Origin of the sequence: Psychromonas sp. KJ10-2, assembly GCF_047323255.1 — a bacterium.
Classification (GTDB): domain Bacteria; phylum Pseudomonadota; class Gammaproteobacteria; order Enterobacterales; family Psychromonadaceae; genus Psychromonas.
Map to the genome: position 1 here is coordinate 3,925,206 of NZ_CP178827.1, position 15,075 is coordinate 3,940,280.

The 15,075-nt window shown below is 38.2% G+C and carries 14 protein-coding genes, 1 tRNA gene and 1 pseudogene; 10 read left to right on the plus strand and 6 right to left on the minus strand.

The annotated features are described in order from the left end of the window. Nucleotides 1–13 precede the first annotated feature (13 nt). Nucleotides 14–2,601: pseudogene (leuS, locus tag ACLKL2_RS19410) on the minus strand (leucine--tRNA ligase). 222 nt (nucleotides 2,602–2,823) lie between these two features. Here leuS and ACLKL2_RS19415 point away from each other — a divergent pair. The 4 genes from ACLKL2_RS19415 (at nucleotide 2,824) to ACLKL2_RS19430 (ending at nucleotide 6,137) form a co-directional block, all read left to right on the plus strand. Beyond that, nucleotides 2,824–3,462, plus strand: a complete 639-nt coding sequence (locus ACLKL2_RS19415) for a PilZ domain-containing protein (protein ID WP_413692866.1) — start codon at nucleotides 2,824–2,826, stop codon at nucleotides 3,460–3,462. A 189-nt stretch (nucleotides 3,463–3,651) separates the two neighbouring features. Next, nucleotides 3,652–3,742 (plus strand) — tRNA-Ser (locus ACLKL2_RS19420). A 754-nt stretch (nucleotides 3,743–4,496) separates the two neighbouring features. Further along, nucleotides 4,497–5,132: a DOPA 4,5-dioxygenase family protein gene (locus ACLKL2_RS19425; RefSeq protein WP_413692867.1), complete on the plus strand. Its 636-nt coding sequence runs from the start codon at nucleotides 4,497–4,499 to the stop codon at nucleotides 5,130–5,132. Between the two features lie 444 nt (nucleotides 5,133–5,576). Then, a complete protein-coding gene (locus ACLKL2_RS19430; RefSeq protein WP_413692868.1) occupies nucleotides 5,577–6,137 on the plus strand; it encodes a hypothetical protein in 561 nt (186 codons plus the stop codon). Here ACLKL2_RS19430 and ACLKL2_RS19435 read toward each other — a convergent pair. Next, nucleotides 6,043–7,235 (minus strand): IS3 family transposase gene (locus tag ACLKL2_RS19435; RefSeq protein ID WP_113820519.1). Its coding sequence is split into 2 segments (ribosomal slippage): nucleotides 6,043–6,927 and nucleotides 6,930–7,235, totalling 1,191 coding nucleotides; the frame shifts between segments, so codons are not numbered across the junction. The two genes, ACLKL2_RS19430 and ACLKL2_RS19435, sit on opposite strands and share 95 nt — an antisense overlap. A 42-nt stretch (nucleotides 7,236–7,277) precedes the next feature. On the opposite strand from ACLKL2_RS19435, the gene ACLKL2_RS19440 reads away from it, so the two are divergent. The 3 genes from ACLKL2_RS19440 to ACLKL2_RS19450 all read left to right on the plus strand — a co-directional run bounded on the left by ACLKL2_RS19440 (nucleotide 7,278) and on the right by ACLKL2_RS19450 (nucleotide 8,570). Beyond that, nucleotides 7,278–7,676 carry a 2OG-Fe(II) oxygenase gene (locus ACLKL2_RS19440; RefSeq protein WP_413692869.1) on the plus strand — a complete coding sequence of 133 codons (399 nt, stop codon included), beginning with the start codon at nucleotides 7,278–7,280 and terminating at the stop codon, nucleotides 7,674–7,676. A 428-nt stretch (nucleotides 7,677–8,104) separates the two neighbouring features. Beyond that, nucleotides 8,105–8,374, plus strand: a complete 270-nt coding sequence (locus ACLKL2_RS19445) for a DUF2165 family protein (protein WP_413694370.1) — start codon at nucleotides 8,105–8,107, stop codon at nucleotides 8,372–8,374. Continuing rightward, on the plus strand, nucleotides 8,367–8,570 hold the full coding sequence (locus ACLKL2_RS19450) for a DUF2165 family protein (protein WP_413692870.1): 204 nt from the start codon (nucleotides 8,367–8,369) through the stop codon (nucleotides 8,568–8,570). Before ACLKL2_RS19445 ends, ACLKL2_RS19450 begins: the two co-directional genes overlap by 8 nt. A gap of 116 nt (nucleotides 8,571–8,686) precedes the next feature. Here ACLKL2_RS19450 and ACLKL2_RS19455 read toward each other — a convergent pair whose 3' ends face one another. Next, complete coding sequence (locus tag ACLKL2_RS19455; protein ID WP_413692871.1) at nucleotides 8,687–9,595, minus strand: 2OG-Fe(II) oxygenase family protein; 909 nt, start codon at nucleotides 9,593–9,595, stop codon at nucleotides 8,687–8,689. A gap of 235 nt (nucleotides 9,596–9,830) precedes the next feature. On the opposite strand from ACLKL2_RS19455, the gene ACLKL2_RS19460 reads away from it, so the two are divergent. Continuing rightward, a complete protein-coding gene (locus ACLKL2_RS19460) occupies nucleotides 9,831–10,388 on the plus strand; it encodes a bifunctional adenosylcobinamide kinase/adenosylcobinamide-phosphate guanylyltransferase (RefSeq protein WP_413692872.1) in 558 nt (185 codons plus the stop codon). A 161-nt stretch (nucleotides 10,389–10,549) separates the two neighbouring features. Continuing rightward, on the plus strand, nucleotides 10,550–11,164 hold the full coding sequence (locus ACLKL2_RS19465) for an FKBP-type peptidyl-prolyl cis-trans isomerase (protein WP_113817919.1): 615 nt from the start codon (nucleotides 10,550–10,552) through the stop codon (nucleotides 11,162–11,164). A 694-nt stretch (nucleotides 11,165–11,858) separates the two neighbouring features. Here the strand turns inward: ACLKL2_RS19465 and ACLKL2_RS19470 are convergent. From ACLKL2_RS19470 to mtnN, 3 genes are read right to left on the minus strand one after another with little or no spacing between them, the layout of a single operon-like run. After that, nucleotides 11,859–11,984: a hypothetical protein gene (locus ACLKL2_RS19470; RefSeq protein ID WP_413692873.1), complete on the minus strand. Its 126-nt coding sequence runs from the start codon at nucleotides 11,982–11,984 to the stop codon at nucleotides 11,859–11,861. Between the two features lie 15 nt (nucleotides 11,985–11,999). After that, complete coding sequence (locus tag ACLKL2_RS19475) at nucleotides 12,000–12,968, minus strand: cobalamin biosynthesis protein (RefSeq protein ID WP_413692874.1); 969 nt, start codon at nucleotides 12,966–12,968, stop codon at nucleotides 12,000–12,002. Beyond that, nucleotides 12,968–13,663, minus strand: a complete 696-nt coding sequence (gene mtnN, locus ACLKL2_RS19480) for a 5'-methylthioadenosine/S-adenosylhomocysteine nucleosidase (protein ID WP_413692875.1) — start codon at nucleotides 13,661–13,663, stop codon at nucleotides 12,968–12,970. Before mtnN ends, ACLKL2_RS19475 begins: the two co-directional genes overlap by 1 nt. A gap of 136 nt (nucleotides 13,664–13,799) precedes the next feature. Here mtnN and tyrS point away from each other — a divergent pair, with 136 nt between their 5' ends. Beyond that, nucleotides 13,800–15,071, plus strand: coding sequence for a tyrosine--tRNA ligase (gene tyrS, locus ACLKL2_RS19485; RefSeq protein WP_413692876.1), 1,272 nt, complete (start codon nucleotides 13,800–13,802; stop codon nucleotides 15,069–15,071). The last annotated feature ends 4 nt before the right edge of the window (nucleotides 15,072–15,075 follow it).

The following is a 15,075-nucleotide window of genomic DNA, read 5'->3' on the forward strand; positions in this document are numbered from 1 at the left end:
GGCAATAATAAATTTAGTTAGCTACGATATTCAGTAACTTACCGGTACGTAAATCACTTTACGTACTGTTTTGCCTTCAGTAAATTTATTTACGTTTTCTTCAGCGTTTGCTTGTGCTTCAACTTGTTCCTGTGAAGCGTCTGCTGGCACTGTTAATTTTGCACGCAATTTACCATTTACTTGTACCACAATCAGTTTTGAATCTTCAACTAACGCTGACTCATCCACTGCTGGCCAAGGTGCAGATAAAATATCACCCTCAGAGCCTAATAACGTGTGCAATTCTGCACAAATATGTGGTGTGATTGGTGATAGTAGTCTAGAAATAGCCACTAATGCTTCTTGTAAAATAGCACGATCTTGTGCTTCAGCTGTTGGTGCTTTAGTTAATTTGTTCATTAACTCCATCACAGCTGCAATTGCTGTATTAAAGGTTTGACGACGACCTACATCATCACTTACTTTAGCAATTGTTTTATGTACTTCTCTGCGTAATGTTTTTTGGTTGTCATTAAATGCTTTCACATCTAAATCTGCTACATCACCCGCTTGTACGTGGTCAAATGCTAATTTCCATAAGCGTTTAAGGAAACGTAAAGAACCTTCTAATGCAGAGTCAGACCATTCAAGAGTTTGATCTGAAGGTGCAGCAAACATCATGAATAAACGTACGCTGTCTGCGCCATATTTATCAATCATTAACTGTGGGTCAATACCGTTATTCTTTGATTTAGACATCTTGCTCATGCCGTCATAAACTAACACTTGACCGTCAGCGGTTTTCGCTGAAATTACTTTACCTTTTGCATCAGTTTCTGTGATCGCATCCGTTGGTGCAACCCAAACTTTACCGCCTTTCTCGTCTTCGTAGTAGTAAGCGTCTGCTAGTACCATACCTTGGGTTAATAGCTTCTTGTATGGTTCATCGCTGTTTACTAATCCAAAGTCACGTAATAACTTGTGGAAAAAGCGCGAGTATAGAAGGTGTAAAATTGCGTGCTCAATACCACCAATGTATTGATCTACTGGTAACCAGTAGTTTGCTTTTTCTGGGTCAAGCATCTGGTCATCACTTTGTGGTGAACAGTAGCGTGCGTAGTACCAGCTTGATTCCATAAAGGTATCAAAAGTATCTGTTTCGTGTGTTGCAGGTTGACCTTGGTAAGTGGTTTTTGCCCATTCTAAATCTGCTTTGATTGGCGACGTGATGCCATTCATTTTTACATCTTCAGGTAACACAACCGGTAGTTGGTCTTCTGGTACAGGTACAACTGTGCCATCTTCTAATGTTAGTGTTGGGATTGGAGCGCCCCAGTAACGCTGACGAGAAACGCCCCAGTCACGTAGACGAAAGTTAACTTGACGTTTACCTTTATTTTCACTCACTAATTTAGCTTCAACGGCATCAAATGCTGCTTCAAACGTTAACCCTTCTAATTCAGCAAAATCACCAGAGTTAAAACAAACACCTTTCTCAGTGTATGCTTCAGCGCTTACATCAACGTCAGCATCAGCAGGTTTGATTACCGCTTTAATATCTAAACCGTATTGCTTAGCAAACTCAAAATCACGTTGGTCATGTGCAGGCACTGACATTACCGCGCCAGATCCGTAACCCATTAATACAAAGTTAGCCGTCCAAATTGGTACTTCTTTACCCGTAATAGGGTGGATCGCTTTAAGACCTGTATCTACACCTTCTTTAGGCATGGTTGCTAAATCAGCTTCCGCTAATTTCACGTTTTTACAGCTTTCACAAAATGCAGCTAACGTTGGATTTGATTTAGCCGCTTCAAGTGCTAAAGGATGTTGTGCAGCAACGGCTACATAAGTGACACCCATTACCGTGTCAGGACGTGTAGTGTAGACAGAGAAAGTTTCATCGCTATTTGCCACTTTAAAGTCCATTTCGATGCCTTCAGAGCGACCAATCCAGTTTTTCTGCATGGTACGTACTTGCTCTGGCCATTCTTCTAGTTGGTCTAAATCATCTAATAACTCTTGTGCGTAAGCTGAGATTTTAATAAACCACTGTGGGATCTCTTTTTGTTCAACAACCGCACCAGAACGCCATCCACGACCATCAATAACTTGCTCGTTAGCTAATACAGTTTGGTCCACTGGATCCCAGTTTACCGTTGCCATTTTTTTGTACACTAAATCTTTTTCTAATAATTTAGTGAAGAACCATTGTTCCCAACGGTAGTATTCCGGTTGGCAAGTTGCTAACTCACGACTCCAGTCATAACCAAAACCTAGCTGTTTAAGCTGAGTTTTCATGTATGCGATATTTTCGTAAGTCCAGCCAGCTGGTGCTGTATTGTTTTTAATAGCCGCGTTTTCTGCAGGTAAACCAAATGCATCCCAACCCATAGGTTGCATTACATTTTTGCCTTGCATGCGTTGGAAACGAGAAACAACATCACCGATAGTGTAGTTACGCACGTGACCCATGTGTAGCTTTCCACTTGGGTAAGGGAACATAGAGAGGCAGTAGTATTTCTCTTTTGATGGATCTTCTGTCGCTTTAAATGATTGATTGTCATCCCAATATTTTTGGAATTTAGCTTCAATCTCTTTAGGGTTGTATAACTCTTGCATATTCAGTCTGCCTGCAATGAAAAATGAAATAATAAGGGCTGTAGGATACAGTAGCAGTTGCCTTGCAACAATATTTATGAAGAATCAAAGGCTATTTTTTAAGAAATATGAAATATTGAGATAAAGAACTACATAAAAAGTTAATTTTTTGGACATAAAAAGTGAAAACTGCAGTAAAGTAATAGTATCAAATAATTTACAAGTGACAGAAGGCGACATCAGATGGCTAATAAACTACATGAAGAATTATTAATTAACGATCAGGAATTAGATTTGCTGTCTGAAATGTTAGCGGAAACAGAAAAAGCAGAAAATAAAGAACTGGTTTATGACATTACAGGCAAAACAGGTGAAGAAGCATTATTGTTTCAACTTGGGTTAGCGGATGATTTACAACTCGTGGCTAATTACGGTAATCACCACTTAGTGTTTCCTGTGCAGATGCAAATGGGCGACTTCAATAATTTTAGCATGAGCTTAAAATCACCTAAGATTTTTGAAACGGGTGATCAACTCCGTGCATGGCGTTTATCTAATAATACTGCCATGAGTATTGTTAATGAAGAAGGCGATGTTTTACCTTACCGTGTAAAAGACTTATCGGCTTCAGGTATCTCTTTACTGATTGATGATCCTGAAAACGAAACGTTACCTAAAGAGTTGAATAATATTTACCTACAGTTACCAGATCAGGAGCGCTTAGCGATTTCAGGTTCGCAAATTCGCCGTATTGATAAACATACTGTGGCTTACTCATTAGGCAAAGAGGGTGATGACAGTACACTTTCATCGCTAACTGAGTATCTATTTAAGTGTCACGCAGAACAACATCCGGAAGCACACACTGATCGTTTTAAATAAGCGATCTCAATTAGTAGCTGGTAGTTAGTGATGGTAATTGGTAATAGTAGTTTGGTCTGGCCGGTATAAGAATTGCTCAGAATGTTTTTTATTTAAACTGTTTGTTGGATTATTCGACAAACAGTTTTTTTTTGCAAAAAGTTCCTTTACAAACAAGGCTTAAACTCTGTATTATTCGTCTCGTTCTGCGGAGGGGTGGCAGAGCGGCTGAATGCACTGGTCTTGAAAACCAGCGAGGGTTAATAGCTCTCCGAGAGTTCAAATCTCTCCTCCTCCGCCACATTAAGAAAAAGGGCTTCTCATATGAGAAGCCCTTTTTCGTTTCAGTAACATAATAAAAGGCTCATGGCTGAAAAGTGATGAGCCTTTTTGCTATCTAGCTTTTGCTTGTTCTTCTCTATTAATATTTTCCTATAAATTATCCTGTCTTAAAACCCTGGTGGTTCTCATTGCATATCCACCTTGTTAATACAGACTAACCAATTAAGTCGATGCGTTAAGTGGTTATATTCATCCCCACCGTTGAGTTTTACAAAAGCATTGCATGACTTGGATTAGAAAGTGATTTGGAGTTCAGTCTTTTTATACCAATCATAGTAAGTAATTGATCTATTTTACTTGTTAAAACAACTTATTTTTTCGTTGTAAGTTTCGTATAGGGAACAACCATTTACATCAACTTACGCCTCAAACTAAGCCATTTTTCCGGCGCAAAATTTAGATCAGTTATTTAATACAATTGGTATAAGGCGAGCGTGGACAAGGTTTTATACTTCAAGTAAATCAAACTAGGCATTACCACGGAGGACCGTGGGAACGAGGTATTTACGTTTTTAATATTTTGCTGTTAATCAGGTTTTCTCTCTATCGACATGATTAAGGTTTTATTCTTGTGGTTAACATCTGGATTAGTTAAATAAAATTGCTATTGTGACATCAAATTAAAATAGATTAGGTTTCTTTATTCATTGTAAATATGGATAAATACTATTTGATAACAGATTATATCTTTGAGTTAATATGAGGTGCCATTAGTGAAGATCTTTACAATTTCATTTGTTTTTTCAGTGATAACGTTATTCTTATTGATGATTTTAGATGCTGAATTATCAAACTTATATTGTGTTTGGCCGCTTAATCTCATTAAAGTGACAGATGTATTGGGCGATAATTATCCGAATTTTTATTATGACTGGTATCAAGTATCAATGGCTTTCTCGTTGCTTGTACAAAGTACTGTCATATACCTAATTACTTCTAGGTTGATAAACAAAAAAATGGGTGAGTTAATGAATGTAGCAAGGTTTCCAGTCAATGAGCATGATAAGTACCATGCACATGTTTATTTCGATCAAGATACTGTTACCTTTGCCACTATGTTATGTGAAAAAGCAGCTAACTTATTTGGGCTAGCAGTGGGGCGAGTTCACCACCGAAATATAGGCCCACATCCTAAATGGAGCTGCCAAATTGCTTTTACTTCAGATGATTTTGATATACTTATTCCCTGGCTTGAGCGTGAACGAAATGGGTTAACTATTTTTGTTCACGGAATAACAGGCGATAACTTAAAAGATCATACCGAGATGGCATATTGGTTAGGCAAAACTGAAGAACTCAATTTAGCTATTTTTAAAACCGATTCTTCCCTTGAAGTTGTGGGGTCATAAGTCCCTCTCTAATAAGACGAGCGTAGGCGAGGTATAACACTATGCATTACCATAGGGACCGTGGGAACGAGATAGCTTTATGCTGACGCTTTTTTTATCCTTTTCAATTCTTAATATCCCCTTATTTACCCAATAATTTAAATATAGTTGAATAACTAATTGAACATCAAGTAATTATCAATTACCGTGGCTGTCGTTTTAATGACTTATTTGGACATACTGATATACAGGTGAATAACCAAGGATAGAAGATGCACAAGCGTTATATAAAATGATCATCTACAGGGAAGTTTCATGAACGAGTTAAAGCAGTTTGTGTTGTAATTATTGTAATAAAAGTAGCTAAGATGTTTGCGGTTATGTTGCGAGCGATAAGTTTTATTAACAGTATTTTACGCTGATTACTTGAACTCGAGTTATTAATTCCCTATTGGATACTAACCTATGAAATTAGAAGTCATAAAAAAGCTGATCGTCGCTAAGCTTGAAGCTGAAAGCGAGGCTATTTTACAGCAATGGCCGACACCTCAAGGCACCGCAACACATTATTTCTATATTGATAATGTACTGCCTGTTGAATTAGCGGATGCAATCTATGCGGCTTTCCCTAAGCAAGGAGATGGCTTCCACCAACGTAAAAGCTTTCGCGAACAAAAAAGTACCTTTGCTGCCTTAGCGGATAGCGCTCCTATATTAAATGACATTACTAAAGCATTTCAGTTACCGGAGGTGATTGAAAAAATTTCAGAGTTAGTAGGCATGAAAGCGTTGCAAGGTGACCCCACTTTGTATGCGGGCGGGTTGTCTATGATGTTTAAAGGTGATTTTTTAAATCCACATATTGATAATAGTCATGATGGCAACAGACAGCGTTTGATCTTCACCCGAAAAAGTGGACACCTTCCACTTGTTATATCTTTGCTAATTCATATTCTACAGGTGTTTTATATCCTAAGCTCGAATGCAAGCGCTGTCGATTATAAAAATAGTTTAAATAGCCTTTAAGCTTAGAATGCAACTTACTCATTGTTTCAAAACGATTTCCTCGAATTAAATCGGCTTTAAGCGAGTGAAAAAATGACTCTACTTCTGCATTGTCCGTGCAACACCCTGGTCGATTCATACTCGCATTAATGTTGTGTCTTTTTAAATATTCCTGAACATTATGTGCTCTATATTCCGCACCTCGGTCTGTATGAAACAATACACGATTGACAGGTTGACGCTTTTTAATCGCCAAACGTAATGCTTTAAGAGTAAGCTCTGTAGATTTGTTCTTCCCAAAAGCCCATCCGATAACTCTACGTGAAAACAAGTCAATAACGACTGCAAGATAGTGCCACTTAGTTCCAACTTTAAGATACGTAATATCACCTGACCATTGTTGATTGATATCTGTTGGCTTCTCAATATTCTTACGTTCATTTTGTATTTCTTTATAAAAGAACTTTATCTTAGCGGGCTTGCTATAAGTTTTTATTGCCCGTGCCCTTAGCCCATTTTCACGCATTAATCGTGCAACCCGCTTTCCACTTGTTCTTATGCCAGCCCTTTTTAAGGCATGAAAGACTCGGGGGCTTCCATAAGTTTGGTGATTATCGTTAAACACTTTCTTAATACTTTGCAACAAAACTGCATCTGATAAGGCCCTCACCGAAATAGACCTTTTTAACCAGGCATAGTAGCCACTGCGAGAGACCTCAAGCCATTCACAAAGGTATTTGACGCCTAAGACTTCTCCGAACCTTTGGATGAATCCAAATCGTTCTGATGTACTTCCGCCAGATACCGTTGCCACTTTTTTAGCAAATCATTCTCCAATTTCAAACGCTCATTTTCTTTCTGAAGCTTCTGAATTGCAGTTAATTCTTTTTTAGTAGGGACTTTTTTCATATTTTCACTATCGACACTGTAGCGCTGTACCTTTAAGAACTTTCCTTCTCGATACTCTTTTCGCCACCGACTTAACATTAATGGATGAATATCAAGTGCTGAAGCAACATCCTTAGACATTACATCGTCTCTTAAGCTTAGTTTGACCGCTTTAATTTTAAAGCTTACTGGATAAAACCAGGTCTTTCTTGGTTGTGTATATTTGGGCATTTCAACCTCCTCAGTGTATAGAGGAGGTGTCTACTAAAGTGGGTGAGCATCAGTTACCGTCGTTTAAACTTGTTATATTACGTGACACCCGAATGGATACTAGAAAATGGTGGAAATTTTGAACTATGGGATGCAAAGGTCACTGTTCCTGAGACAATTGTTGCTAAGTTCAATCGTTTATTAGTGATGGAAACGAACGATAGATCATGGCATTCGGTGAGCCCAGTTGTGACTGATACACCACGCTGTTGTGTTTCAAATTATTATTTCTCGGAAATATCTCCTAGTGGTTTAGATTATTTTCATGTGACCTCCTTTACAGGTCGACCGGGCGAATACTGGAAAAGAAAAGTAGGGGTTATTGATAATCTCCTGCGTAATACCATCTCAAAAACAATTAAAATAGGCCGAGGTAAAAACCTGATCAATAAAACCAAATAGATAGCGCCTATAAAACGGTTAATTTTGCCTTTTTAAGTTAATCGTAAGAGGGCAAGATTGATAAGTTACTTGGTTATAGTACGTAATCACTCGCTATCCTGATTTTTATTAACTTATCTAATGGTGCAAGTCATTCCCCATTTAAGCGCGAATAAGTGCTTATCCAATTTAATTTACTTGGTTAAAAATGATGTCAGTAGCCCCTCCTTATTATCATAGCCTCTAGTTATTACTCGCTTGCAAGTCGTCATAGATTGAATTCCATCCCTAATTTCAGCTTTCACCTTAAGCTGCTATAGATTGCGCTTTTATTTGTCTGAACGGATTGATTGTTTGTGTTCTATGAATAATTGACTTGATTAAATAGGATAAATATTGAAATTGAACATTGGAAAGTTAATTTAAAATAAATATGAGGATAAGTGGGTATGGGGCATTTGAGAGTAATAAAAACGTTGTTAGTGGCAGGGGAGCGTTATTTACGGGAGGTAGTTTCTTATAATAACATTGTGAATGATGGCTCTAATTATACCTTTGTAGAACATGTACTTACCATGGATACAACCTTTGAAGGTAATCAGTTGAAATCGCGCGCCATTGGGTCAACATTTTTACATAATCTGTTTTATTGGTTGATTATTGCGAGTGAAGGGGTGGTTAGTTTGTTATGTCTTTTTAGGCGCAATCAATATGCTTAAAACCTTAACCCAAGATAAAGCTCAATTTAACCAGGCTAAAAAGTTAGCGAATATAGGGCTATTTGTAGGGATTATTTTATGGTTTACTGGTTTTATGACAATTGGTTCGGAATCTTTCTTAATCACCTATTTGCAATGGGCAAGAGGGAGCATTTCGATTTATTGTTATTTTGTTTCTGACATTAGGGCTTATTAATCAATATGAGGACGCTTCAAACTAAGTGAGATTGCTGCTTAATATTATAGAAAGGCATCACCTTTACTAGGTTTCGCGCCTAGCAAAGGTGAATGTTCATTTTGCCTTTTTAAATACTAAAAAGGTGCGTAGCTATCGGCTACACTGTGTACTTCTGTCCAACGTTCACTTGCTGGTATGCTTGGTCTTTCAATATTTGGGTACGGAACTTGTCCTCTATCACCAAATAACCACATTACAAAGTTAGTTCGTTCACCACTTCTGATCGGTTGTGCTGTGTGAACAACAGATCCTCGGTGTAACATCGCGCTACCCGGTGTAAATTTAAGCGGTACTAATTGACGGGTGTTTTGGTCATAAAAGTCCACGCTTGAACCAGTAAACTCTTCTCCTGGTACATTTAAATTTACGTTTAATGTAACAGCTGATGCGTCCGAATGTGGGCGAAGAGAGCTATCAGTCGTTGGTTTATAGTTAATAGAAAAACCAAATGTTTGTGTATCAAACCCGATTATTTCAGGGAATAATAGGCGCGAAATTGGTCGCATATAAACATCTAACACCTCTTGATAAAAAGCTTGGAAGCTCGGTGCTGCAAAGCAACCTTCAGAGCGTTTATCTAACATTGCTCCACCACGGTTTAAAGCAATACCGTAAGGTGGTCGTAATGGAATTTGTGCATTCCACGCGCTTTCTAAATACGCTCTTAATTCCGCTAATTTTGTTGGGTCAAACAATTGTAATTGATACACGTCTGGCGCTACTTCTGTTAGTAGATCTTTAACTGCTAACTCTTTGCTAGGGTCTTGCCAAGCTTGAGTGACTGCTTCACGTAACTCTTTATCAAAAAGACTACCGTTTAATAGGAATAAACTTTCCTGTGTTTTTTCCCATTCAGCCCAGGCATCAACTAAGGTTGATTTATTAGTATCCCAGAAATGTTGTACTGAAGATTCTCTGTATAACATTGCTGCTTGAGAAGGTAATCTAAGTTCTTGTGCTCTTTGTAATTGCATTGCAGACATAATATTTACTCCACTATTTAGGTCGCCTTTATTGGCGTTGAAGCTAATTTATTCCAATTGCTTTTGTTGATAAACAGGACTTATAACGAAACAGATTCAAGGTTTTGTATATAATGGCGGGTGCTAAGTGGTTTCTGTTTTTATAACTACGATAAGGCAATATATTTAAAGCATTCATTTAACACTGTATTCTGTACTATGAGCAACATAGTCATATTAATATTAAAGGGTAAACATGGTTCAATTATTTATAGGCGGTGTACGCAGTGGCAAAAGTGACGCTGCAGAAGATCTGTTATTAGAGTTGACTAAAAACAATGCATTGAAGCCTGCTTACATCGCCACTAGTATTGCCTTTGGTGAAGAAACTATTGAACGTATCAAACTACATCAACAAAATCGTGAGTTGCGTTTTGGGCAACCAATCACCACCCATGAATTGAATTATCAAACATTAGATCTGTTATCGGTTTTAAAGTCTTTAGATAAACCCGACAATATTGTTTTAATTGAATGTTTATCCACTTGGGTTGGCTGGTATCTATCACTGAAAAATACACTTCAGGAAAACCTAGCAATCATGGCTGAGCAACAAACGGCCTTATTAGCATTTTTGAAAGATGCAAAATGTCATGTGATTATAGTAACGGGTGAGGTTGGTTGTGGCTTGATTGGCGAAACACCATTACAAAGGCGATATGCGGATCAGTTAGGTAAATTAAATCAGAAAGTAGCTGCGATATCTGAGCAGGTATATTTATTAACCGCGGGCTTAAAACAACAATTAAAATAAAGAATTAAGATAGATTGTCTTTGTTTTTTAAGGGGTTTTTAAATTTATTTAAAGAAAATGTATTTTTTTATGGTTTTCCCTTTAAATCTTATTTTTGTTCCCCATATAATTAGTAACATCGATGGGGAAACCCAAAAATTCAATTATATAAGAGAATAATTATGTCTGAATATACTACTCAAGAGCAACAAGCAAGTTACGGTATCGGTTTACAAATGGGTGAGCAACTTGCTTCTAATCCTTTTGAGGGTTTAGATATCTCTGCTGTTTCTGCTGGTATTGCTGATGCTTTCGCTGGTGCTGAAAGCAAGGTTTCTCAACAAGACCTTCAAGCAGCTTTCCAAGTAATCTCTGAGCGCATGCAAGCAGCTGCTGCTGAGCAAGCTAAAGTATTAGGTGCAGCTGGTGAAGCATTCCTAGCTGAAAACGCTAAAAAAGATGGCGTAACAGTAACTGAATCTGGTCTTCAATACGAAGTTATCGCTGAAGGTGAAGGTGAGAAACCAACTGCTGAATCTACAGTAAGTGTTCATTACCACGGTTCTTTAATCGACGGTACAGTATTTGATAGCTCTGTTGAACGTGGTCAACCAGCTGAGTTCCCAGTTGGCGGTGTTATCGCTGGTTGGACTGAAGCACTACAATTAATGTCTCCAGGTGCTAAATACAAACTAGCTATCCCAGCTGGTCTTGCATATGGCGAACGTGGCGCAGGTGCTGCAATCGGTCCTCACGCAACATTAGTATTTGAAGTTGAACTACTAGCAATTAAATAATTTTATTTAATTCGTTTTAGTTTATAAACCTTCTCTGGCGACAGAGAAGGTTTTTTTATGCCTGTTGATTTATCTCAGCCTGCTTGTTTTGATGTTATGTTTTTCAGGGGAGAGTAGCTTCGCTTTGAAATACTTTTATCGATGAAAAAGATGAAACAGGTTTTACAGGCGTGCTTGTTTGATTATGTGCTTATAAGCTGACGGCACATCTTTGAAGGGGCGCTTGCTTTAGCCTGCTTGTTTTGATGTTATGTTTTTTCAGGGGAGAGTCGCTTCGCTTTGAAATACTTTTATCGATGAAAAAGATGAAACAGGTTTTACAGGCGTGCTTGTTTGATTATGTGCTTATAAGCTGACGACACATCTGTGAAGGGGCGCTGGCTTTAGCCTGTTTGTTTTGATGTTATGTTTTTCAGGGAAAGAGTAGCTTCGCTTTGAAATACTTTTATCGATGAAAAAGATGAAACAGGTTTTGCAGGCGTGCTTGTTTGATTATGTGCTTATAAGCTGACGACACATCTGTGAAGGGGCGCTGGCTTTAGCCTGTTTGTTTTGATGTTATGTTTTTCAGGGAAAGAGTAGCTTCGCTTTGAAATACTTTTATCGATGAAAAAGATGAAACAGGTTTTGCAGGCGTGCTTGTTTTGATTATGTGATTATAAGCTGACGCCACATCATTGAAGGGGCGCTGGCTTTAGCCTGCTTGTTTTGATGTTATGTTTTTCAGGGGGGTAGCTTCGCTTTGAAATACTTTTATCAATGAAAAAGATGAAACAGGTTTTACAGGCGTGCTTGTTTTGACTTTGCTTTCACCTTTCACCTTTCACCTTACTCGCTACTGGCTAAAATAATCTAAAATCTGCGGAAGAAATTCATAACCACTGATGCAGACCAACCAAAACCAGGCACTTAAACTAATTCGCTGAATCGCTAAGCTTACTTTTTCCGCATTCGGTTGTTGGTCAAAGCCGATACTGGCATAAGTTACCTTTTGCGCTTCGTATAAACGCACGCCACCTAATTGAGTTTCTGTGCTCAAACCAAAACTGCTTAATAACAACCCTGATGAAAAGTGATGCCAATCTGCCCCTTGTTTAAATTTCTTAAACAGGTTTTTTATTGGTTTGTCATATAAAGCAAAGGTAAAGCTAACCACAATATGAACAGGAATTTGTAACAAGCTAGTGATTAAAGAGGGTAATTTACCGAGCGCATTATATTTTGGTAATTTGCAATTCCATTGTTGGGCACAAATATGCATTAACTGGTAAAACAGTGCGCCGTATATACCTGTAGCCAAATACCAAAAGACCACGGCAAACCAACCATTAGTTAATTGCAATACCAGTGATTCAATGGCGGCTTTGTGTGTTCCTAACTGCGATAAAGGCTTTGTTTCCCTTAGTGTAAGCTTATCTAATAATAACTTAGCGGTGGCTAAACTTTCATATTGCAAATCATTGTCTATCTGTTTATAGACATGCATTTTATCATGCCAAGATAACAGCAAATAAATAGCGACTAAATCGATGATAAAAGGCTTGAAAGCCACCACGTAAAGTTGGCTAATGATTAATACAATAGGAAAGAAAATTAACGAAAAAGCTAACATGCTAGCGAGGCGTTTATAACCATCATTACGCTCAGGCAGGTTTACTTTAATAGCAATACGTTGAAAAATCAGTGCAAAAGCGGAAAGGGGATTGAGATCCTTGGGTAATGAAAAACAGAACGAGCACAAAGCCGCAGTTAAAAAACTGAAAAAAGCTGCGTGCTGTTCCATTAACATTAAAAGGGTTTGCATTAATTCAGTCTATCGACAATGGCTTCTACTAATACAGAAGCATTTTTTGCAGCAACCGGTAAGAACTCATCAAATGATAGCTCTGACTTTTTACCAGCAATATCAGATAAAGAACGAATAATCACAAACGGCACAGAGAATTGGAAACAAACTTGCGCAATCGCAGCGGCTTCCATTTCACATGCAGCCATGGTTGGGAAGTTGTTACGTGCTACTTCTGCTTTTACAGGGTCAGCCATAAAAATATCACCGGTACAGATTAATCCTTTGATGATGTTTAAACCCGGTAACATTTTTGCTGTATCTTCTGCAATGTTCACTAAAGAAGCGCTTGCTTCAAAAGCAGGAGGCAGTTGCGCCATTTGACCAATTTCATAACCAAACGCAGTTAGGTCTACATCGTGGAATCTTACTTCCGTTGAAATAACAATATCGCCCACGTTTAATGCTGTGTCGTAGCCGCCAGCTGAACCTGTGTTAATCACAACATCTGGAGAGAACTGATCCAGTAATAGCGTTGTTGCAACCGCTGCAGCAACTTTACCTATGCCTGATTTAGTTAAAATCACTTGTTTATCGTTAAGGTCACCTTGGTAAAATTCGCAACCTGCGACTTTGCTTGTAGTAACGTTTTCCATCGCCGCTTTTAAGATGCTAACTTCTTCATCCATTGCACCAATAATGCCTATTTTCATCTGTTTATCTCTTTGTTATACCAATAAAAGTGCAATGCTATCATATTGTTGACAATATCTTCACTCTAAGGTTTTTTTGTGGTCAGTAACTGTGTAAAATCCTAGCCAATTATTGCTAGTAAACCAGGAAAAGTAAATGAATGCCTTAATAGAAGATTTAAAAGCCCGTGGCTTAATCGCTCAAACAACCGCTGATGAAGAGTTACATGAACATTTATCAAGTGGAAGTCGTACTTTATATTGTGGCTTTGATCCGACAGCTGATAGTTTACATATTGGTAGCCTAGTACCCTTATTAATTTTAAAACGTTTCCAAGAAGCAGGTCATAAACCATTGGCATTAGTCGGTGGCGCGACAGGTCTTATCGGCGATCCAAGCTTTAAAGCTGCTGAGCGTAAACTTAACAGTGATGATATCGTTGCTAACTGGGTTGATTCAATTAAAAAGCAGGTAAGTGCTTTTATTGAATTTAATGACCAAGAGAATGCAGCAGAAGTGGTTAATAACCTAGATTGGATCAGTAAAATGGATAGTATTTCATTTTTACGTGATGTAGGTAAGCACTTCAGTGTTAACGCTATGATTCAAAAAGAGTCTGTTAAACAACGTATTGACCGTGAAGGCGCGGGTATCTCATTCACAGAGTTTAGCTACATGCTGCTACAGTCTTATGATTTTGCAGCCTTAAATAAAGAGAAAAACTGTACGTTACAAATCGGCGGTTCTGATCAGTGGGGTAACATCACGGGTGGTATCGACCTAACGCGCCGTATGAACCAAGAGAAGGTATTTGGGTTAACGATGCCACTAGTAACCAAAGCAGATGGCACTAAGTTTGGTAAAACGGAATCAGGTACCATCTGGTTAGACCCTGCAAAAACATCCCCTTATGCTTTCTTTCAATTCTGGATCACTACACTAGATGCTGATGTTTACAAATTCCTACGCTACTTCACATTCCTAACAGTGGAAGAGATTGCAGAGATTGAAGAAACAGACAAAAACATTAAAGGCCGTCCACAAGGACAAGGTATTTTAGCACGTGAAGTAACCCGTTTAGTGCATGGTGAAGAAGGCTTAGCATCGGCAGAGCGTATTACAGAAGCATTATTCTCAGGGAACTTAAGCAATCTAAGCGAGTCTGACCTTGCGCAATTAGCACAAGATGGTTTACCAGCGACGGATGTGGATAATGACAGTGCTTCAATTGTTGAGTTATTAACAAGCTGTGAGTTAGCAGCCTCGAATAAAATGGCTCGTGAATTTGTTAATAATGGCGCGGTAATGGTAAATGGTGAGAAAATAACCGATACTGAAGCAACTATTACAAAAGCTGATGCATTATTCTCACGTTACACGTTAATTAAACGCGGTAAACGTTTATTTAATCTATTTATTTGGAAATAAAAGA